The 19421-nt window shown below is 70.7% G+C and carries 18 protein-coding genes and 3 tRNA genes; 7 read left to right on the plus strand and 14 right to left on the minus strand.

Annotated features, from left to right (window positions below; all coding sequences use genetic code 11):
- Positions 1–281: 281 nt before the first annotated feature.
- Positions 282–1520: a M15 family metallopeptidase gene (locus tag BLU20_RS13320; RefSeq protein WP_083372821.1), complete on the plus strand. Its 1239-nt coding sequence runs from the start codon at positions 282–284 to the stop codon at positions 1518–1520.
- 65 nt (positions 1521–1585) lie between these two features.
- On the opposite strand, the gene BLU20_RS13325 is transcribed toward BLU20_RS13320, so the two are convergent.
- The 8 genes from BLU20_RS13325 to BLU20_RS13360 all read right to left on the minus strand — a co-directional run bounded on the left by BLU20_RS13325 (position 1586) and on the right by BLU20_RS13360 (position 8369).
- A complete protein-coding gene (locus BLU20_RS13325) occupies positions 1586–2452 on the minus strand; it encodes a prenyltransferase (RefSeq protein ID WP_083373085.1) in 867 nt (288 codons plus the stop codon).
- Between the two features lie 5 nt (positions 2453–2457).
- The gene (locus BLU20_RS13330) at positions 2458–2802 is read right to left on the minus strand and encodes a lycopene cyclase domain-containing protein (protein WP_083373086.1); all 345 of its coding nucleotides are present in this window, start codon (positions 2800–2802) and stop codon (positions 2458–2460) included.
- On the minus strand, positions 2799–3143 hold the full coding sequence (locus tag BLU20_RS13335) for a lycopene cyclase domain-containing protein (RefSeq protein WP_083372822.1): 345 nt from the start codon (positions 3141–3143) through the stop codon (positions 2799–2801). The genes BLU20_RS13330 and BLU20_RS13335 overlap by 4 nt, the downstream gene beginning before the upstream one ends.
- On the minus strand, positions 3140–4813 hold the full coding sequence (gene crtI / locus BLU20_RS13340) for a phytoene desaturase family protein (protein ID WP_083372823.1): 1674 nt from the start codon (positions 4811–4813) through the stop codon (positions 3140–3142). The genes BLU20_RS13335 and crtI overlap by 4 nt, the downstream gene beginning before the upstream one ends.
- A 2-nt stretch (positions 4814–4815) precedes the next feature.
- Positions 4816–5697 carry a phytoene/squalene synthase family protein gene (locus BLU20_RS13345; RefSeq protein ID WP_083372824.1) on the minus strand — a complete coding sequence of 294 codons (882 nt, stop codon included), beginning with the start codon at positions 5695–5697 and terminating at the stop codon, positions 4816–4818.
- A complete protein-coding gene (locus BLU20_RS13350) occupies positions 5694–6845 on the minus strand; it encodes a polyprenyl synthetase family protein (protein ID WP_231959234.1) in 1152 nt (383 codons plus the stop codon). Before BLU20_RS13350 ends, BLU20_RS13345 begins: the two co-directional genes overlap by 4 nt.
- Positions 6846–6945: 100 nt before the next feature.
- Positions 6946–7938: a UDP-glucose 4-epimerase GalE gene (galE, locus tag BLU20_RS13355; protein WP_083372826.1), complete on the minus strand. Its 993-nt coding sequence runs from the start codon at positions 7936–7938 to the stop codon at positions 6946–6948.
- Between the two features lie 86 nt (positions 7939–8024).
- Complete coding sequence (locus BLU20_RS13360) at positions 8025–8369, minus strand: metallopeptidase family protein (protein ID WP_052366909.1); 345 nt, start codon at positions 8367–8369, stop codon at positions 8025–8027.
- A 105-nt stretch (positions 8370–8474) separates the two neighbouring features.
- Here BLU20_RS13360 and BLU20_RS13365 point away from each other — a divergent pair.
- From BLU20_RS13365 to BLU20_RS13385, 5 genes are all read left to right on the plus strand, one after another.
- Positions 8475–8547: transfer RNA gene (locus BLU20_RS13365), tRNA-Glu, on the plus strand.
- 86 nt (positions 8548–8633) lie between these two features.
- Positions 8634–8707 (plus strand) — tRNA-Asp (locus BLU20_RS13370).
- A gap of 45 nt (positions 8708–8752) precedes the next feature.
- Positions 8753–8825 (plus strand) — tRNA-Phe (locus tag BLU20_RS13375).
- 126 nt (positions 8826–8951) lie between these two features.
- On the plus strand, positions 8952–9446 hold the full coding sequence (locus BLU20_RS13380; protein WP_052366782.1) for a phage holin family protein: 495 nt from the start codon (positions 8952–8954) through the stop codon (positions 9444–9446).
- Complete coding sequence (locus BLU20_RS13385; protein WP_029251953.1) at positions 9443–9730, plus strand: DUF3618 domain-containing protein; 288 nt, start codon at positions 9443–9445, stop codon at positions 9728–9730. The genes BLU20_RS13380 and BLU20_RS13385 overlap by 4 nt, the downstream gene beginning before the upstream one ends.
- An 82-nt stretch (positions 9731–9812) precedes the next feature.
- Here the strand turns inward: BLU20_RS13385 and BLU20_RS13390 are convergent, their stop codons facing one another.
- Positions 9813–10022, minus strand: a complete 210-nt coding sequence (locus tag BLU20_RS13390) for a BldC family transcriptional regulator (protein WP_029251952.1) — start codon at positions 10020–10022, stop codon at positions 9813–9815.
- 324 nt (positions 10023–10346) lie between these two features.
- Between BLU20_RS13390 and BLU20_RS13395 the strand changes: the two genes are divergently transcribed.
- Complete coding sequence (locus BLU20_RS13395) at positions 10347–10532, plus strand: DUF3073 domain-containing protein (protein WP_029251951.1); 186 nt, start codon at positions 10347–10349, stop codon at positions 10530–10532.
- 215 nt (positions 10533–10747) lie between these two features.
- Here the strand turns inward: BLU20_RS13395 and purM are convergent, their stop codons facing one another.
- The 5 genes from purM to BLU20_RS13420 all read right to left on the minus strand — a co-directional run bounded on the left by purM (position 10748) and on the right by BLU20_RS13420 (position 19326).
- Positions 10748–11860 (minus strand): phosphoribosylformylglycinamidine cyclo-ligase, encoded by a 1113-nt coding sequence (purM, locus tag BLU20_RS13400; RefSeq protein WP_083372827.1) that lies wholly within the window; start codon positions 11858–11860, stop codon positions 10748–10750.
- A 120-nt stretch (positions 11861–11980) separates the two neighbouring features.
- A complete protein-coding gene (gene purF, locus BLU20_RS13405; protein ID WP_083372828.1) occupies positions 11981–13528 on the minus strand; it encodes an amidophosphoribosyltransferase in 1548 nt (515 codons plus the stop codon).
- A 70-nt stretch (positions 13529–13598) separates the two neighbouring features.
- Positions 13599–13976 (minus strand): hypothetical protein, encoded by a 378-nt coding sequence (locus BLU20_RS13410; RefSeq protein ID WP_083372829.1) that lies wholly within the window; start codon positions 13974–13976, stop codon positions 13599–13601.
- A 62-nt stretch (positions 13977–14038) separates the two neighbouring features.
- Complete coding sequence (locus BLU20_RS13415; protein ID WP_083373087.1) at positions 14039–18685, minus strand: ExeM/NucH family extracellular endonuclease; 4647 nt, start codon at positions 18683–18685, stop codon at positions 14039–14041.
- 266 nt (positions 18686–18951) lie between these two features.
- Positions 18952–19326 carry a sterol carrier family protein gene (locus BLU20_RS13420; protein ID WP_083372830.1) on the minus strand — a complete coding sequence of 125 codons (375 nt, stop codon included), beginning with the start codon at positions 19324–19326 and terminating at the stop codon, positions 18952–18954.
- Positions 19327–19421: the final 95 nt, after the last annotated feature.

Below are 19421 nucleotides of genomic sequence, written 5' to 3' on the forward strand. Positions count from 1 at the left end.
CGCTCCGTGACCCGTTCGTGACCAGATCTGTCCGACGTTCACACGATCCGACGAACTCCGCCACGGAACCGTCGAGGTACGAGCGCCTGATTTGGATCTGACGCTCAGTTTCGTCGCGCAGTATGGATGGTGCAGCCCGCGCAGCCGTCGATCGTCCCCCCGCGATCCGGCGCGCGGGTTGCACACTGTCTCCGAGGTTTGGATCAACGCATGCCCCCCGCACTCCACTCTCTGCCGATTCTGCCGATGCCGCACCCCGCGACGTCGAGGACGCAGCACTGATGGGCCGGCACACCGCTCAGCGCCCGCCGCTCTGGATCCGCGCGCGGACGTACCCGATCCTCCTCGCCCGGCGCTCCCCGCTCGGGCTGACGGCCGGCGTCACCGTCCTCGCACTGACGACGTCGGCGGCGAGCGCCGCCCTCGTCGCCACGCCCGCGTCGATCAAGGCCGAGCCAGCAGAGGCTGCGACGACCGACACCGGCACGACCGCGCCCCTGGACGACTCCGTGACCGAGCTCGTCTCGACCGCGACGTCGGAGATCGCCCGGGCCGACTACGTCACCGAGTCGGCCGAGCTCTCCGACGAGAGCGCGCAGGAGATCGAGGAGGTCCGGACCGAGCTCGACTCACTCGTGGCCGAGGCTGAGACGGTCGCGACCGAGGCGTCCGCCCCGGAGGCCACCGAGACGCGGGACACCTCGGAGACCGCGAGCCGCTCCACCGAGCGGAGCGCCGCGCCGTCGTCGTCGACCGAGTCCGAGGACGGATCGACGACGGACGTCGAGTCGGCCGAGCCGGTCGCCGACGAGGACCCCGCGGCCGACGCGACGTCGGACGCGACCGAGGCCGCCGACGGGAAGACGGGCGCCGACGCGTCGTCGGACGACACGGCAGGGCTGAACACCGACGCGGAGACGACCGAGGCGGTCGCGGCCGCGGCCGACGAGATCGAGGCGACGACGGCCCACCTCTCCGAGCTGCTCGACGCCGCCGAGAGCACCGTGCCGGTCTCCGTCGAGGCGGCGCCGCCCACCGCCGAGGAGATCGCGGCCGAGGAGGCCGAGCAGGCTGCCGAGGAGGCGGACGAGATCGCCGCGATGGCTGCCGCGACCGAGTCGTACTCGAACGGGAACATCCCGTCGAGCGCGCTCTGCTCACCGGACTTCGCCCCGTCGGCGCTCCTGCGCTGCGACGCGGCCCACCAGCTCGAGGCCCTCAACCGCGCCTACGAGGCGCAGTTCGGCCAGTCAATCCAGATCTCGGACTCCTACCGCTCCTACAGCGCGCAGGTGTCGGTGAAGGCGAGCAAGGGCTACCTCGCGGCCGAGCCCGGCACCTCGAACCACGGGTGGGGCACCGCGATCGACATCGGCGACTCGGTCGGCGGGTACGGCACGACGGAGTACAACTGGATGCTGGAGAACGCCCCGGCCTTCGGCTGGGACAACCCCGACTGGGCACGCGCCGGCGGTTCGAAGTCGGAGCCGTGGCACTGGGAGTACGGCACCTCGTCCTGACGCCCACCGACGTCGCCCGACGGGCCCGGTCGCAACCTCCTGGTTGAGACCGGGCCCGTCGCGTACTAGAGGTTCATGGCGATGAGCAGCATCGTCACAAGGAAGCCGGTGACGAGGTTCAGCCAGAGGAAGGTGCGCCACCCGGCGTTGGCGCGGGGGGCGTCGTCGTCCGTGATCGTCCGGAAGCGCGCGACGTTCAGGGCGTAGGGGATCGGGAGGATCGCCGCGAGGTTGCCCGGCCACGGCAGCAGCGCGAGCACCGCCGCGGCGACGAGGTAGGCGAGGAACGCGAGCACGACGGTGGCACGCGCGCCGACCACGGTCGCGACGGAGCCGAGGCCGGCCTCGCGGTCGGCGGTCACGTCCTGGACCGCGCCGAAGGCCTGCGAGGCGGCGCCCCAGAGCAGGAACGCGACGAGGACGGGCCAGACGCTCGGACCGTTCAGCGGGACGTCGAGCAGCACGAGGGCGTAGAGCAGCGGGCCGAGGAAGTGCATCGCCGACGTGAACGAGTCGACGAACGCCCGCTCCTTGAAGCGCAGCACCGGCGCCGAGTACGCGACGACGAGGAAGACCACGACGCCGAGCGTCACGTTCGCGGCGAGGTCCCCCTGGAGCAGGAGCCAGGCGAGGAACGGGACGTTCGTCAGCGCCGCCGCCCAGAGGATCCGGCGATGGGCGATCTTCGCCTGGTCCCGCGGGACCAGGGCACCCTCGATCCCCCCCTTGCGCGGGTTGCGCAGGTCGGACTCGTAGTCGAAGACGTCGTTGATCCCGTACATCAGCAAGTTGTACGGGATCAAGAAGTACAGCGTGCCGACGACGAAGAGCGCGTCGACCCGCCCGCCCGTCGCGAGGAGGTAGCCGGCTGCGAAGGGGTAGGCCGTGTTGATCCAGGAGAAGGGTCGGGACGCGGCGACGACGTCGCGCAGAGCGTTCACGGAGACGCCTCCTCGGGGTCGGTGCTCGATGCACGACGACGGTCCGCCCGGCTCTCGAGCGCCGTCCAGGTCGCCGGGATCAGCAGCGCGGCGACGAGCGGGTAGAAGAAGTCCTCGAGCGGTGCACCCCACAGGTAGATCCCGAGGATCTTGTCGGGGTCGAACTCGTACAGACCGACCGCGATCATCAGCGTGTCGAAGACGAGCGTCAGGGCGCACAGGACGAGGGCGGCGACCAGGATCGGGGTCAGCCACGTCCCGGCACGGTGGCGGCGCACGACGGGTACGCAGACGACGATCGCCACCGCGAGCACGATCAGGTTGAGGACGATGTTGGTCATGACACCTCCGTCCTCGCGCGCGTCCACCGGTCGGCGGCGCGCCACACCAGCAGGGTCGAGTAGCACATGAGCGTCAGGAACACCGCCTCCTCGACCGGCAGCTCGGGGGCGAGGAGCAGCCCGGTCATGTGCGGCGAGTCGCCGCGCGAGAAGATCCCGAGGAGCAGACCGGCGACGTCCCACAGCAGGAAGACGACGACACCGAGGGCGAGCACGGCCGTCGTGCGCCGCGCGTCGTGCCAGAACGCGAGGGCGAACCGGCGGTCGAGGATCGCGAGCCCGCCGAGGGAGACGGCGAGCGCCCCGAGGTAGGCGAGCCCGATCGGGTCGAACCCGCTCATGCACGCCCCGTCCGCTCGGGCCGACGGCTGGCGTCGAGGAATCCACGTCGCAGCGGCGTCGGCAGAGGGCGGGCCGAGGTCTCCCCGAGGAGCCGCTTGGCGACGAGCTCGGCACTGATGATGCACATCGGCAGGCCGACGCCGGGCGCCGCACCGGCACCGACGTGGTAGAGCCCGGAGACCCGGTCGGAGGCCCCCGGTGGTCGGAACATCGCCGACTGCGCGAGCGTGTGCTCCATGCCGAGCGCGGTGCCGCGCCAGGCGTGGTGCGCCTCGTCGAAGTGCGCCGGGCCAAGCACCGTCCGGGTGGTGACACGGCCCGGGAGGTCCTCGACGCCCGCCCACGTCCCGATCTGCGCGAGGTAGCGGTCCGCGAGCGCCTCGAGCTCGGCCTGGGACGCGGCGTCGGCTCCCATCGACTCGTCCGCGGGGAACGGCACGAGCACGAAGAGGTTCTCGTGCCCGGGTGGAGCGGCGGGCGCCGGGCTGTCGGCCGTGTCGGTGGCCGAGGTGCGCGAGACGTAGATCGAGGCCGGGTCGGGGGCGCGCAGGCGCTCCGCGCTGCTGGCGGTGTCCGTCCCGAGGATGTCGCGGAAGTTCGTGTCCCAGTCCCGGGTGAAGAAGAGACTGTGGTGCGCGAGCTCCGGCAGCTCGCCGCGCACGCCCGCGAGCACGAGCAGCGCGGAGATGCCCGGCCCCCGCCGCTCCCAGTACGACTCCGGGTAGGTGGCGAGCTCGGGCGGCAGCAACGCGGTCTCGGTGTGGTGGCGGTCCGCCCCCGAGACCACGACGTCGGCCTCGACCGTCCCGCCGTCGGCCAGGCGCACCCCGGTGACCCGGCCCGTGGCGTGTCCACGACGGCGTCCCGTGCGCTCGGTCTCGATCGCGGCGACCTCGGTGGAGGTGCGGACGGTGACCCCCTCGGCGATCGCGAGCCGTTCCATCGCCTCGACCAGCGTGTACATCCCCCCACGTGGGTAGCGGACACCGTCGGCCAGGTCGAGGTGGCTCATGAGGCTGTAGAGGGCGGGCACGCGTCCCGGTGCGGAGCCGAGGAAGACCGCGTGATAGCCGAGCACCTGCCGCAGGCGCGGGTCGTTCACCGTCCGGGCGACCTCGCGCTCGAGCGTGCTCGACAGCAGCGTCGCGAGCCGGGGCAGACGGCGCAGGACGTCGCCGTCGACCAGTCGATCGGGCCGCTCGAACGTGGTGTAGAGGAAGTGCTCGAGCGCCATGCGGTAGGCGTCGCCCGACCGCTCCACGTACTCGCCGATACGGGCTCCGGCGCCGGGCTCGAGCGTGTCGAACCGGTCGAGGTTCGTCGCGAGGTCGTCGCCCACGTCGAGGACGTGACCGGGTTCCTCGCGGCACACCGCGCCGTCGGGCGTCTCGAAGAACACCCGGTAGGCGGGGTCGAGGGTGACGAGGTCGAGGTGGTCGTTGATGTCCTCGCCCAGGAGGGCGAAGAAGTGCTCGAACACCTCGGGCATCAGGTACCAGGACGGCCCGGTGTCGAACCGGAACCCGTCGACCTCCCACGACCCCGCACGGCCTCCCACCTGCTCGTTGCGCTCGAGGAGCGTGACGTCGGCGCCGCCCCGGGCCAGCAGGGCGGCGGTGGCCAGCCCGCCGACGCCTCCCCCGACGACGACGATCTTGCTGCTGCCCATGACTACCCTTCTCGCAACGCGCGCAGTGCCGCCGCACCGGCGACCACGATCTTCTCACCGTCGGGGACCCGGACCCGTCGCTCGAGCACCTGCGCGGGCGGCGTGTCGGCGAGCCGTCTCAGCAGACGGTCGTACAGGGCGATGGTCGCGGCGACCGCGGCGCGTGGTCGCCGCGGCAGGCCGGGCAGCGCCGTCCGTGCCTGGTCGACGTCCGCCCGGATCTCGGCGAGCAGCCGCACCATGCACGCGTCGTCGAGGTCGTCGGGCCGGACCCCGGGGAAGTACGACCGACCGCGCTCGACGTGGTCGGCTCGCAGGTCCCGCAGGAAGTTGATCTTCTGGAACGCGGCGCCGAGCGCACGGGCACCGACGACGAGGTCGGGCGGTGACGGCGCGTCGGGGCCGAGCGGAGGCTCCGCGTCCTGCAGGAAGACCCGCAGGCACATCAGGCCGACCACCTCGGCCGAGCCGTAGACGTAGCGCTCGTAGCTCTCCTGCGTGTGCACGTCGACGCTGAGGTCGGCCGCCATCGAGTCGAAGAACGGGTCCACGAGGTCGGCGCCGATCCCCGTGGCCTGCGCGGTTCGCGCGAAGGCGTGGACGACGAGGTCGGCGGACCACCCGCGGCTCGTCGCGGCGTGGGTCTCGGACCGCATCGCCTCGAGAACCCGTCCGGCGCCGTCGCCTCCGTAGGTGTCCACGATCTCGTCGGCCACCCGGACCAGGGCGTAGACCGCCTCGATGCGTCGGCGGGTCGTCCGGCCGAGGAGTCGCGACCCGAGGCCGAACGACGTCGAGTAGCGGCGGATCACGAGCGACGCGGCCCGCTGAGCCGTCTCGTCGTACTGGGCGACGTCGCGTGCCACCAGGACGTCGTCGCTCATTCGGCACGCTCCACGAGCTTGTCGAGCATCGCACCGAGCTGCACCCGCAGACCCTGCGGAAGGTCGTCCGTCAGCGACGCGGCCGCCTCGGCGGACAGCGCCCGCACGTCGCCCGCGACCGCGTCGACGGCACCCGTGGCGTGCAGGACGGCGCGCACGGCCGCCGCACCGGACTCTTCGAGGTCGGGATCGCCGAGATGGCGACGGAGGACCGCGGACTGCTCGGCGTCCGCCCGCCGCCATGCCACCGCGACGAGCTCGGTGCGCTTGCCCTCGCGCAGGTCCGAGAGCGCAGACTTTCCGGTGACCGCCGGGTCCCCGAAGGTACCGAGCATGTCGTCGACGAGCTGGAACGCGACCCCGGCCGCACGGCCGTATCGCTCGAGCTGTTCGCACGTGGTCGCGTCGGCCCCCGCGAGCTGCGCGCCGGTCACCAGCGGAAGCACGGACGAGTACACCGCCGTCTTGAGCAGCGCGACGGTCCGCGCGTCGACCTCGCCGGGCGCTCGGTACTGGCCGAGCACGTCGAGCAGCTCTCCGCGGATCGTCGTGTGCACCGACCGCACGAGCAGTCGCAGGACGAACGCCTGGACCGCCGGCGCGAGGTTGGCGTCCAGGACCAGGTCGACCGCGCCCCACATCGCGAGGTCACCGCCGAGGAGAGCCGCGGCGTCGGCCGCGACCGCGGGTGCTCCCTCGACCTCTCCCGCGCGATAGGTTCCCGCGACGTTCGGGCGCCCGCGCCGCACGCTGTCGTGGTCGATCAGGTCGTCGTGGATGAGCATCGCGGTGTGGAGCAGCTCGTGCGCCGCGGCGACCGGGACGATCGCGCTCGTGTCGCGCCCGCCGAGGCCGAGGTAGGCGGTGGCGGCCAGGCGCGGCCGGAGGAGCTTGCCGCCGACCTGGTCACCGACGGACGCCCACAGGCGTGCGGCGTCCCCGGGCGCGTCCGTGCCGGTCCGGTCCGTGGCTGCCTGCCGCTGCACGTAGGCGTCGGCCGCCGCCTGGATACGCGGAAGGACCTCGTCGACGGCGCGGCTGAGCTCCGGGGCGCTGGGCGCTCCCGCGTGGACGAGTCGTAGCGACTCGGCGTGCCGCTCGGGCACCTGGAGGGCCGAGGTCACGGATTCGTATGCCGATTCGGACAACGGGTCCACCCTTCGTCGAGATGCTCAGCATACTGAGGAATCTCCACCTCGCCACCCCTGGTGCACCGCCGCCCGAGGTGTGTCGACCGTCCTTTCGGCTCTACCGCTCGCCGACGTCGATGGCGCGGGGACCCGCCTGCCAGGCTTCCCAGGCCGAGTCGATGATCTCCTCCAGCCCCTGCTTGGCCACCCATCCGAGCTCGAGCCGGATCCGCTCGGGCGACGCCACGAGCTGGGGCGGGTCGCCGGCGCGCCGAGGCTCGACGTCGGCCGTCACGTCCAGCCCGGAGGCACGCCCGATCTGCTCGATGACCTCACGCACGGAGGCCCCGGTGCCCGTGCCGACGTTGAAGACGTCGTGCTCGCGCTCGTCGAGGTCGAGGTAGTCGAGCGAGGCCAGGTGCGCCTCGGCCAGGTCGAGGACGTGGATGTAGTCCCGGATGCAGGTGCCGTCCGGCGTCGGGTAGTCGTCCCCGAAGATCTTGGGGCGCTCGCTGCGCTCGAGGCGGTCCAGCACCATCGGGACGAGGTTCAGGATCGCGGGGTCGCCCAGCTCCGGCCATCCGGCACCGGCGACGTTGAAGTAGCGCAGCGCGACGAACCGCAGGCCCCAGGCCCGGCCGGCCGCACGCCCGAGCCACTCGCCGATCAGCTTGGTCTCGCCGTACGGGTTGATGGGCTCCGCGTGCAGCTTCTCCTCGACGGACGAGACCGACGGCATGCCGTAGGTGGCCGCCGAGGAGGAGAAGACGAGCCGGTCGACGTCCGCGGACTCCATCGCCGCAATCACGTTGGTGAGACCGCCGACGTTCTGCTGGTAGTACCAGGCGGGCTTCTCGACCGACTCGCCGACCTGCTTGCGGGCCGCGAAGTGGACGACGGCGCGCACGTCGTGCTCCACCATCGCCACCCTCATCGCCTCGACGGCGCCCGGACCCGCGACGTCGCACTCGACGAGCACCGCGTCGCCGATCCGCTCGGGCCGCCCCGTGCTCAGGTCGTCCACGACGACGACCTTCTCCCCCCGCTCCTGCAGGAGTCGCACCACATGAGCCCCGATATATCCGGCCCCGCCGGTCACCAATGTCGTCATGCTCACAGCCTATCGCCCGCCACCACGCGAAGTGAGTTTTTGTCCGGTCCTGTGAATCGTCGGACGGCCCGGCGCGCGGCCCGACATCAGCCCCAGCCGAGAGCGTGCAGGCGCTCGTCGTCGATCCCGAAGTGGTGGGCGATCTCGTGCACCACCGTGATCGCCACCTCCTCGACGACCTCCTCGACCGACTCGCAGATCGCGAGCGTGGGGTTCCGGAAGATGGTGATGCGGTCGGGCAGGCTCCCGGCCGCCCATCCGAGGTCGCGCTCTGTCAACGGCACGCCCTCGTAGAGGCCGAGAAGAGTCGGCTCGTCGGCCGGCGCGTCGTCCTCGACGAGCACCACGACGTTGTCGATCTGTGCCGTCAGCTCCGGCGGGACGAGATCCAGCCCGTCGCTCACCGCGCCCTCGAACTCCTCGCGCGTCATCTCCACCACGGGCCCATCCTCTCGCACGGGCGCGGCCGCGCGCTCGCGTGTGGACAGCGACCGGTGCGCGTCATCTATGATGGTCCGGTTGCTCTCGGGCAACGGGCCCCCATCGTCTAGCGGCCCAGGACCCCGCCCTTTCACGGCGGTAGCACGGGTTCGAATCCCGTTGGGGGTACGGAATCAGTCGCCAGACAGGCCGATTTCAAGTTCAGCCAGGTTCTGGGGTAAGGTTCTCATCGGTTCGCCAAGCGGATCACGCAAGGCCCTGTAGCGCAGTTGGTTAGCGCGCCGCCCTGTCACGGCGGAGGTCGCGGGTTCAAGTCCCGTCAGGGTCGCACTGCACATCCGCCCGGTCTACATAGACCGGGCGTTCGTGTCAGGGCTCTGTAGCTCAGTTGGTAGAGCGTTCGACTGAAAATCGAAAGGTCACCGGATCGACGCCGGTCGGAGCCACAGCCGAAGGCCCCCAGGGAATCCCTGGGGGCCTTCGCCATTCAGTCAGCACCGGGCCGGTGCAGAGTTGCGCCGACCTACCTGTGGCTGTTGAGTGGGAACACTCCGCATCGAGAAGGGCGTGACATGAGCGACTGGGACGACGGGACCGAGCCCCCGAAGCCGACGATCGGCAAGCTCGTCGAGCAGCTCACCGAGCAGACGACACGACTCATCAAGGCCGAGATCGCGCTCGCCAAGCACGAGCTGACCACCAAGGCGACCAACGCCGGGATCGGCATCGCACTCTTCGTGGTCGCTGGCGTGCTGGCGCTCTACGCACTGGGATGGCTGCTGTTCTCGGCCTACGCCGGCCTCGCCGTGGCGATGCCCGAGTGGCTCGCGGCGCTGGTGCTCGGCGTCGTGCTGCTGCTGATCATCGCCGTGCTCGCGCTGGTCGGCAAGACCCGGCTCCAGAAGGGTCTTCCTCCGAAGCCGGAGGCCGCGATGGCCTCGGTGCAGGAGGACATCGCAGCGGTCAAGGGTGGCGACGCGAAGACAGCGCGGCCGACCGACGAGGCCGACACCGAAGATGGCCTGACGGCCACGGCACGGACCGAGAAGAAGGTGGACGACAAGTGAGCGACGACCCGCAGTCCCTCATCGAGGCCGAGATCGCCAAGACCCGGGCCGAGCTCGCCGGCACCGTGGACGAGCTGACCGACCGGCTGGCACCGGCGAACCTTGCCAGGTCGGCGGGAGCGGCCACCAAGCAGGCGGCGCTTGACACGCAGGACTTCATCACGGGCAAGGGTATGCCGACGACCTCGCCGCGACGCCAACGGAACGTGAAGGCGCTCCTCGGGACCGCCGCCGCGGTCGCGGTGGCGGTGACGGTCGTCGTCATCCGCATCGCGCGGAAGTAGCCGCAGGGCCACGACCCGGGCGAATCAGCGCACGTCGGACGCCGCGAACCTCCGGGTTCGCGGCGTCCGCTGTTTCCCGGCCTCAGCTGTCGGCGTGGTCGGCGTCGTCGCTCGCCGCGCCCAGCAGGGCCTGAACCTCGGATTCCTTGTACCGACGGTGACCACCCAACGTACGGATCGACGAGAGCTTGCCGGCCTTCGCCCACCGCGTGACGGTCTTGGGGTCTACCCGGAACATGCTCGCCACCTCGGCGGGCGTCAACAGGACCTCAGAGTCGCCGTGCACAGACATTCGCTGCACCTCCCCAGCGGCGGGCCCGCTCTGACAGGAATGCCAAAAGACTGGGACGGACCACACCCGTCTCTCTATTGTCACAGGATGTGGTTTTTTCACGACTTGAGAGCCGATTCCATCGAGGATGATGTGCTGTATATCCCATCACAGTGCCTCGAATCTGGGCCATCTGGGCACCACTTACGCCCAGGGCGCAGAGGGTCGAGTGGAGAGAACCGCCCTCGGCGCGGTAATGTGACGCCTGAACAGACACTCGTGAACATTCGGGGCCGCGCGTCGTTGACGTCGCCGCCCCGCTCCTAGTTGAGGGGGGTCGGAGCCATGGGCCGCGGCCGTCAGAAGGCAAAGCACACCAAGGTTGCACGGGAGCTGAAGTACTACAGCCCCGAGACCAACTATGCAGAGCTCGAACAGGAGCTCAAGAAGTCAGAATCAGGTGTGGCGATCCAGTCGCGCGCCTCGGACGACGACGACGAGCGCTACGCGAACTGGTCGGACGACCGCTAGATCGTCAGGCTGGACCCGGGCCCGCGGAGCCGTGACGCTCCGGCCCGGGTCTCGTCGTGTCCGGACGTCGTAGACGACCGACCGAGCGCTGTCGCGCCCCGACCTCGACGCAGGACCCACCGGCAGCAGTTGCTCGCGCCTCGAACCGGGTCACGAGGCCCGGCAGGACTGCACCCCGCCGGGCCTCCTCGATGTCCGGGTCTCCCCGGCGCTGCCTACGCGCGGTAGTCGTTGACGAGTCGCACCGCGCCGGCCTGGACACCCTTGGTCCCCGCCACGAGGTCGCCGTCCGACACCGCGCCGTCGCCCAGGTCCTCGACCTGGCCGAGGACCCAGGCAGGCAGGCCCAGAGCAGCGCACCGCGCGAGCGCGGCATCCACGCCGTCGGCACCGACGACGGCGACCATGCCGACGCCCAGGTTGAGCGTGTTCTCGAGGTCGGTGCGCGGGACACCACCAAGCTCCTGCATCACCAGGAACACCGGGGGCACGGACCAGCTCGCCCGGTCCACGACGCCGACCAGCCCGGCCGGCAGCACGCGCGCGAGGTTCGCGGCGAGGCCCCCACCGGTGACGTGCGTGTACGCGTGCACCTCCGCCGCCTCGTCACGAGCCAGTGCGAGGCAGTCGGAGGCGTACACGCGAGTCGGCTCCAGCAGCTCTTCGCCCAGCGTCCGTCCGAACTCCTCGACGTGCCGGTCGAGGCTCCAGCCCGCACGGTTGATCACGCCGCGCACGAGCGAGTACCCGTTGGAGTGAATGCCCGACGACGCCAGCCCGATCAGGACGTCACCGGCACGGACCCGGTCCGGACCGAGCAGCTGATCGGCCTCGACGACACCGGTGGCAGCACCCGCGACGTCGTACTCGTCCTCGCCCAGCAGCCCCGGGTGCTCCGCGGTCTCCCCGCCGACGAGGGCGGTGCCAGCCACCTCGCAGGCCGCCGCGATTCCGCGCACGACGTCCGCGATGCGCTCCGGGTGCACCTTGCCGCACGCGATGTAGTCGGTCATGAACAGCGGCTCGGCACCGACCACCACAATGTCGTCGACGACCATGCCGACCAGGTCGAACCCGATCGTGTCGTGGACGTCCATCGCCTGGGCGATCGCGACCTTGGTACCGACCCCGTCGGTCGACGTCGCGAGCAGCGGCTTGCGGTACCTCGTCAACGCCTGCGCGTCGTAGAGACCTGCGAATCCGCCGACTCCCCCGAGGACCTGGGGGCCGTGGGTGCGCTGGACGGCATCCTTCATCAGCTCGACGGCGCGGTCGCCCGCCTCCGTGTCGACCCCGGTCGCGGCGTAGGTCAGACCTTCGTTCGTCACGTCAGATTCTCCTGGTAGATCGGGAAGAGCGGGTCGTCGATCGAGCCTGTCGAGATCGGCCGACCGTCGATCGAGCCTGTCGAGATCGGCCGACCGTCGATCGAGCCTGTCGAGATCGGATCACGGTTGTTGCAACGCCGTGCCGCCACCCGCACTCGCGGTGAGGTGACGCAGCCCGTCCTCCGGCGCACCGAGCGGCAGCTCGTTCTGCTCCAGCAGCAGCTTGCCCAGACGGTCCTCCGGAGGAAGCTCGATCGGGTACTCGCCCGTGAAGCAGGCGGTGCACAGCTGGGACTTCGGCTGCTCGGTGGCGGAGATCATGCCCTCGGTGGAGATGTATCCGAGACTGTCGGCGCCGAGCGACGATCCGATCTCCTCTGGGGTCAGGCCATTGGCGATCAGTTCGGCCCGCGACGCGAAGTCGATCCCGTAGAAGCACGGCCACTTCACCGGCGGGGAGCTGATCCGCACGTGGACCTCTGCAGCCCCGGCCTCGCGGAGCATCCGGACGAGTGCCCGCTGGGTGTTGCCGCGCACGATCGAGTCGTCCACGACGACGAGCCGCTTGCCACGGATCACCTCGCGCAGCGGGTTGAGCTTCAGGCGGATCCCCAGCTGACGAAGCGTGTCGGACGGCTGGATGAACGTGCGCCCCACATAGGCGTTCTTGGTCAGGCCCTGGCCGAACGGGATCCCGGACTCGGCGGCATAGCCGACCGCGGCGGGGGTCCCCGACTCGGGGACCGGGATGACGAGGTCCGCGTCGACGTGGTGCTCGCGCGCGAGCTGGCGGCCCATCTCCACGCGCGCGGCGTGCACCGAGCGGCCGTTGATGGTCGCGTCAGGACGCGCGAGGTAGACGTACTCGAAGACGCAGCCGGCCCGCTCGATCGGCGCGAACCGCTGCGAACGCAGGCCGTTCTCGTCGATGGCGATCAGCTCGCCCGGCTCGACCTCGCGGACGTACGAGGCACCGACGATGTCGAGCGCGGGGCCTTCCGAGGCGACGACCCAGCCGCGCTCGAGACGTCCCAGCACGAGCGGCCGGACGCCCTGCGGGTCGCGGGCGGCGTAGAGGGTGTGCTCGTCCATGAAGACGAGGCTGAACGCCCCCTTGAGGTGGGGCAGCACCTCGAGGGCGGTCGCCTCGAGCGAGTGGTCCGGGTCGCCCGCGAGGAGTGCGGTCACGAGCGCGGTGTCGGTGGTGTTGCCCCGGGCGAGCTCGCCGCGGCGCTGGCTGCCGTAGCGTTCGGCGACGAGGTCGACGAGGTCCGCCGAGTTGGTCAGGTTGCCGTTGTGCCCGAGCGCGACGGTCCCGCCAGCGGTCGCTCCGAGGGTCGGCTGCGCGTTCTCCCAGGTCACGCCCCCGGTCGTCGAGTACCGGCAGTGCCCGACGGCGAGGTGTCCCTTGAGGGCGTCGAGAGCCGTCTCGTCGAAGACCTGGGACACGAGGCCCATGTCCTTGTAGACGAGGATCTGCTCGCCGTTGCTCGTCGCGATGCCTGCGGACTCCTGCCCGCGATGCTGCAGCGAGTAGAGCCCGAAGTAGGCGAGCTTGGCGACCTCCTCGCCGGGGGCCCAGACGCCGAAGACGCCACAGGCGTCCTGGGGGCCCTTCTCGCCAGGCATGAGGTCGTGATTGAGTCGGCCATCTCCGCGGGGTGCCACGGCTCTATCATCCCACACCGGCCGCCGCGTGCAGAAAGCCGTCCGCGTTCAGGACGCGGCCGACGGAGAATTACCTGTCGCGCGAGCGAAGACTCCGTCGATCGGCCATCACCGCGAGGAACCCTGCGAACAGCACGGTGAACGTCGTCGTTCCGAGGACGACCACCGAGAGGTACACACCAGGCTTCATGAGCCCGCCGGCCCCGGGCGTCGAGAGCACGACGGCGCCGAGGACCAGACCGAGGACGATGCCCACGATCGCCCCGGTCCAGAAGAAGGCCTTGTAGCGCGGTGCGCGCCGCACCGCGGCCGGGTCGATCACGTCGTCGACCTCGACCTCGCCGGTCTGATCGCCGGTCTGATCGTCGAGGCGCTCGTCGCCATCCGTACCGACTGACTCGTCGCCAGGCACGGACGGGGGGCCGGAGGCAGGCTGCTCGGTGCTCACACACCGAGGCTACCTGCGCTCCGACCCCCCATCGTCATCGGGCGGTCAGCCGCACGCCGAGATCAGGCGCACTCCCCCAGGTCCTTCCACGGCCCCCACGGGGTCGCGGCGGGCGTCTGGTTGCGGGTCCACCACTGAGCCTCGTACTGCGTGCCCTCGTGGACGACGACGTCGCCGCGCGTGTAGACGGCACTCGCGGTCCACTCCTGGCCGCACGAGGTCTCGGCACCGATCTGCTCCCACGGGCCCCACGGCGTCGCGCCGGGGACCTGCCCCAACGTCCACCACTGCGCCCGGTACGTGACGCCCTCGTACGTGACGACGTCACCTCCGGTGTAGACGACGGAGGCATCCCAGGCGGGAGCTCCGGCGTCGGCCGCGACCGTGAGCGGCACCCGGACCGTCGTGCCCGACGGCTGGGCGACGACCCAGAGGTCGTACTCCCCCGCGGCCGCGTCGGCCGGGACCGACACGGAGAGGTCGGCCGCCCCCTCGGAGACCGAGGCTGTCCCGACGGGGGTGCCGTCGGCCGGCTCGCCGCCGCGTGCGACGAGCGACGCCTCCACCTCGGTGTTGAGCGGGCTGCCGAGCGACGTGAGGTCGAGGTCGGAGACCGCGACGGTCACGTCGGTGCCGGCCGCCACGGGCTCTGCGGGAGCATCGACGACGACGCCGCGGCGTGCGAACGTCGGCTCGAGGTCCGGGTTCTCGCCCAGGTACTCGACCCACGCGTCACGATCGACGAGACCCGTGTCGCTGACGTCCGTCCCGTCGCGGAAGACCCGGAAGTTGTCACCACCGGAGACGAGGAACGAGAACGTCGCGACCGTGTACTCGGCGGACGGGTCCAGCGCAGCACCGTTGATCGTGACGTCCGTGACGTTGTCGCCGGGCGTCGCGTTCCCGTCGGCCGTCGTCGCCGTGTAGGTGACGTTGTCCGAGAGGCCCAGCGCCAGGTACGGACGCTGCGGACGCTCGCCCGTCTCCGTCGTCTGCCACTGCTGCTCGAGGAGGGTGTCGATCTGCTCGCCCGTCAGGGTGACCGTGTAGACGTTGTTGACGAACGGCAGGACCGCGTTGGCCTCCGCGTAGGTGATGACGCCGTCATCGCCGTAGTAGAGCTCGTTGCGGAGACCGCCAGGGTTGACGACGCCGATGTCGGCACCGCCGCGCCCCGCGCTGTTGAGGGTGTCGCGCAGCGAGTTCGCCACGGTGATCCCCAGCGAGGACTCCGACGCGCGGTCGTCCCGCGCACCGCCCTGGTAGCCGTCCGCCGTGTACTCGCCGCCGCTGAACGCGGTCGTGATGTCCGCGGCGACGGAGCCCACGGGCTGGGCGCCGATCACGTCGGCCTCGGCGATCGCCGCGTCGACGATCTGCTTGACCTCGGCGACACGCGGGTAGGTCGAGACGAGCTGGTCCGCCGCGGTCGACGTGCGTGCCACGTTCTCGGCGCTCGAGGCGAGGATCTCGCCGTCCGAGCCCACCGTGAGCGACACGTGACCGATGAACTCGCCGTACGAGCCGGTCTGGATGATCGGCCGTGTGCGGTCGGTGCCGGGGACCGGCGCGTCCCACGCGTACTGCTTGTGCGTGTGACCCGTGTAGATCGCCGCGACGCGGGGATCCGTGTCCTCGACGATGCTGGCGAACGGTCCGCCGGCTGCGACCTCGTCCTCCAGGCTTGCCCCCTCGGGCGTGCCCTCGGACGCACCCTCGTGGATCATCGCGACGACGACGTCGGCCTCGCCGTTGGCGGGGTCCCCGTCCATCAGGTCGTCGGTGACGCGGTTGACGGCCTCGACCGGGTCGCCGAATTCGACGTCGGCGATCCCGTCGGGCGTGACGAGGGTCGGCGTCTCCTCGGTGACGGCACCGATGAAGCCCACGTCCACGCCGTCGACGTCGATCACGGAGTACTCGTTGAGCACCGGGGTTGTGGTGCCCTTCGCGTAGACGTTGGCACCCAGGTAGGGCCAGCCGGCCTCGTCGGTCACGCGCCCGGTCAGGTCGTCGATCCCCTGGTCGAACTCGTGGTTCCCGACGGCCGACGTGCGCAGCTCGAGGGCGTTGAGCACGTCGATCGTCGGCTGGTCCTGCGCCACCGCGGACGCGAAGAGCGATGCACCGATGTTGTCACCGGCGGACACGAACACGGTCCCGTCGGGGCTCTCGGCACGCAGCTCCTCGACGGTCCCGGCGAACGCGACCGTGCTGCTGTTGATCCGCCCGTGGAAGTCGTTGATGCCGAGCAGGTCGATCTCCGTCTCCCCCGCCGTCGCGGCGAGGTCGAGGCCGACGATGATCGGGTCGTGGTCAGAGGACCGGTACGCCGTCTCGTCGTAGAGGTTCGACACGTTGTAGTTGAAACGTGAGTACTCGTTCGCCACCGGCTCGTACGCGTTGATGTTCCAGATGTCGGTGCCGGTGACGTCGGCGAGCGCCGCCTCCGAGGCGAACACGTGGTCGAGGGATCCGACCTGTCCACCGAACGAGTAGGTGTACTCACCCGTCGTCGCGCCGAGGTCGGTGTACCCGGCCTCGTGGAGCACGACGAGCGGGTCCTCCATGTCGTAGGCGTTGAAGTCGCCGACGAGCAGCACACGTTCGGTGCCTGCGTCGGCCGCGACGTCGTCGGCAAAGGCGGCGAGCGCCGTCGCCTGGTTCACGCGCGACTGGTTCGACGCGCCCTGACCGTCGCCCTGGTCGGCGTCCTCGCCGGACCCCGATCCCTTGGACTTGAAGTGGTTCGCGATGACGACGACGTCCTGGTCGGCCGTCCCGCCCACGGGGCGGAACGTCTGCGCCAGCGGCTCCCGGGCGTTCGAGAAGGCGGGGTCGTCGAGCAGGATCGTCGAGGCTCCGACGGTCTCGGCCGCGCCGGCCCGGTAGATGAAGGCCGTGCGGATGACGTCCTCGTCGGCGGGGGTGGCGTCCGGGGACGCGACGGCTGCCCACGTGTCCGCACCGTCGACGGCGTTGAGGGCCGCGACGAGGTCCTCGAGCGCGGCGTCGCGGTCCTTGCCGAAGGCCTCCGAGTTCTCGATCTCCTCGAGGGAGACGACGTCGGCGTCCAGCGCGCTGATCGCGGCGACGATCTTGGTCTGCTGCCGCTCCAGGTCCTCGGAGTCCCAGGCGCCTCGGGCGTCGCAGCCGCTGCGGACGGTGACGGGGTTGCCCTCACGGTCGGTGTAGGCGCTGCAGCCCGAGAGGTCGGCGCCGAGGCTCGTGAAATAGTTTAGGACGTTGAACGTGGCGACCTGCAGGTCACCGCCGACCTCTTCGGGTGCCTCGGTGCGCGTGTTCTCGAAGGTCGCGGGGGCGGTGTCCTCACCGGTGAGCTGCGTCGTCGGCTGCAGACCCCAGGTGCTGAACCGGTAGTCGAGGACGACCGGCTCTGTGAACGTCACGGCGGCACCGACGCGGACCGGTTCGCCACCGGTGAGGTACGGCAGCGGCTCGTCGGCGTAGGAGTTCAGGTAGTCCCAGCTCGCGCCGTCGTCGAGCGTGACCGCACGGGCGGCGTTGTCGGCGACCTGTGCGGCTGCCTCGGCACTGCCGGGGCGTCCGACGGCGGTCGGCTGGACCAGCGGCGACGTCCCCGAGGCCAGGCCGACCGACCCGTAGCGGTTGGTCGAGTACGTGTCGGTGACCGTGTAGTCGCCCTCCGGGGCGAGGAGCATGCCCTCGAGGGCCTCACGGCCGGCGTCGTCGGCGGGCCAGGCCACCGTGGCCGGCTTGATCGCCTCGGCCGGTTCGGTCAGCACGTCCCACGACGTCGCCGCGATCTGCGTGAGTCCGTAGAACTCCGTGGCCTCACCGGTCACGGAGACGTGGTCGCCCACCTCCACCTGTGCGGCTCCGGCGGCGGAGTAGACGAAGATTCCGTCCGACGCCGCGTGGTCCGCCGGCAGGTCGCCGCCGGTCCCCGGTGTCTGGAGGTAGAAGCCGTCGAATCCGCCGGTCGGGTAGGCGGCGGTGACGACACCGGAGGTCTGCACCTGCTGCCCGGCGACCGGTGTCGACTCGCCGGAGCCCTGGATCTCGGCGATCGACAGCGCCGTCGGATCGGTCGGATCGGTCGGGTCCGTCGGGTCGGTCGGGTCGGTCTCACCCGCGGAGTTCTGCGGGGTCACCGTCGTCGAGAACTCGAAGTCGAGCGAGTTGTCGTCAGCCGTGCCCGTGCGGGTCAGCGAGCCGACCGTGCCGGTGCCCTGCCCTGCCGGCGCCGGCGCGACCTCGAACGTGTCCGCCGAGCCGTAGCCCAGGAGGTCCACGACCGCGGTCCCGGGCGCCGTCGCGCCCTTGGGGATCGTGACGGTCGCGTCGTCCTCGACGAGGCCGATCACGCCGTTGGAGCCGCTCGGGCTGAGACCGACCTCCGCGTCCGGCGTCGGGAGCCCCTCGCCGTCGGGGGTCGAACCGCCGTTGGCCGACGCCTGGACGAGGAAGTAGCCGCCCGGCTCGACGGAACCGTTCAGAGCGCCCTTGCTCGTGAACTTGGTACCCGTCGCCGAGCCGTACTGCAGGCTCCACCCGCTCAGGTCGACGGCCGCGTCGGTCGGGTTGTAGAGCTCGATGAACTTGTGGTCGTAGGCCTGTCCGCTGCTCCCGCCCACCAGGTAGGCCTCGCTGATGACGAGGTGCTCGTCGTCCGGCCCGTCACCGGCCGGAGCAGCGAACGCCGTCCCCGCCACCGGGACGGTCATGGCGATCGCGAGCGCTCCCGCGGTCACCGCCCGCCGTCCGTGTCGCTGTCTCTGTGTGAACACATCTGCTCCTTCGCGTCGCGCCGGGGTGACCGGCGACGGATCGGCGTCATTGCCCTGTCGTCTGGATCAAACCGTGCACAGGTGAACCCCAGGTTGTGGTGGGGCATCCGCACGACGTCGTGCGGTGCACGGTTAGGCCTCCGCACGTTACCTGTGATGTACGACATAGTCATGTGAGCCACACATGACGCGAACTTCATCCGCTACGGACGACGACGTGCCGCCTGCAGCGGGAGGAGATCTGTGAGGTCGGCGCGGTCCCCCGACGCCCGGATGCGACCCTGGGCCGTCGCGTCCGTCCAGGTCAGGACGCCGGATACAAGCTCGAGCCAGGTCTGCGGGTCCGTCTCGACGACGTTCGGCGGCGTTCCGCGCGTGTGGCGCGGACCCTCGACGCACTGTACGGCTCCGGCCGGCGGGATCCGGACCTCGACGGCATGGCCCGGGGCGACGTCCGCAAGCTCTTCGAGCGTGAAGCGGACCGCCGTCGCGACGGTGGTGCGGTCGGTCGCACCGTCGCGCCATCCGGCGAGGGCTGCGCGGCCGTCCGTGGGGTCTATGCGTCGTCGTGCGGGCACGGGGTCAGGTTACCCGCGGCACGACGACGGCCCCCGAGGAGCTGAGTTCTCGGGAGCCGTTCGACGTGTTCCGGCGCGGTGACGGTCCGGCGCGT

The sequence above is a fragment of the Paraoerskovia marina genome (genome assembly GCF_900105445.1).
Taxonomy (GTDB): Bacteria; Actinomycetota; Actinomycetes; order Actinomycetales; family Cellulomonadaceae; genus Paraoerskovia; species Paraoerskovia marina.

Coding starts and splice junctions, on each gene's coding strand:
- BLU20_RS13345 (WP_083372824.1), bottom strand. CDS start 5,697: ATGAGCGACGACGTCCTGGTGGCACGCGACGTCGCCCAGTACGACGAG.
- BLU20_RS13415 (WP_083373087.1), bottom strand. CDS start 18,685: ATGACCGTCCCGGTGGCGGGGACGGCGTTCGCTGCTCCGGCCGGTGAC.
- BLU20_RS13320 (WP_083372821.1), top strand. CDS start 282: ATGGGCCGGCACACCGCTCAGCGCCCGCCGCTCTGGATCCGCGCGCGG.
- BLU20_RS13390 (WP_029251952.1), bottom strand. CDS start 10,022: ATGTCTGTGCACGGCGACTCTGAGGTCCTGTTGACGCCCGCCGAGGTG.
- BLU20_RS13335 (WP_083372822.1), bottom strand. CDS start 3,143: ATGAGCGGGTTCGACCCGATCGGGCTCGCCTACCTCGGGGCGCTCGCC.
- BLU20_RS13380 (WP_052366782.1), top strand. CDS start 8,952: ATGAGCGACTGGGACGACGGGACCGAGCCCCCGAAGCCGACGATCGGC.
- BLU20_RS13395 (WP_029251951.1), top strand. CDS start 10,347: ATGGGCCGCGGCCGTCAGAAGGCAAAGCACACCAAGGTTGCACGGGAG.
- BLU20_RS13360 (WP_052366909.1), bottom strand. CDS start 8,369: ATGACGCGCGAGGAGTTCGAGGGCGCGGTGAGCGACGGGCTGGATCTC.
- galE (WP_083372826.1), bottom strand. CDS start 7,938: ATGACGACATTGGTGACCGGCGGGGCCGGATATATCGGGGCTCATGTG.
- BLU20_RS13330 (WP_083373086.1), bottom strand. CDS start 2,802: ATGACCAACATCGTCCTCAACCTGATCGTGCTCGCGGTGGCGATCGTC.
- crtI (WP_083372823.1), bottom strand. CDS start 4,813: ATGGGCAGCAGCAAGATCGTCGTCGTCGGGGGAGGCGTCGGCGGGCTG.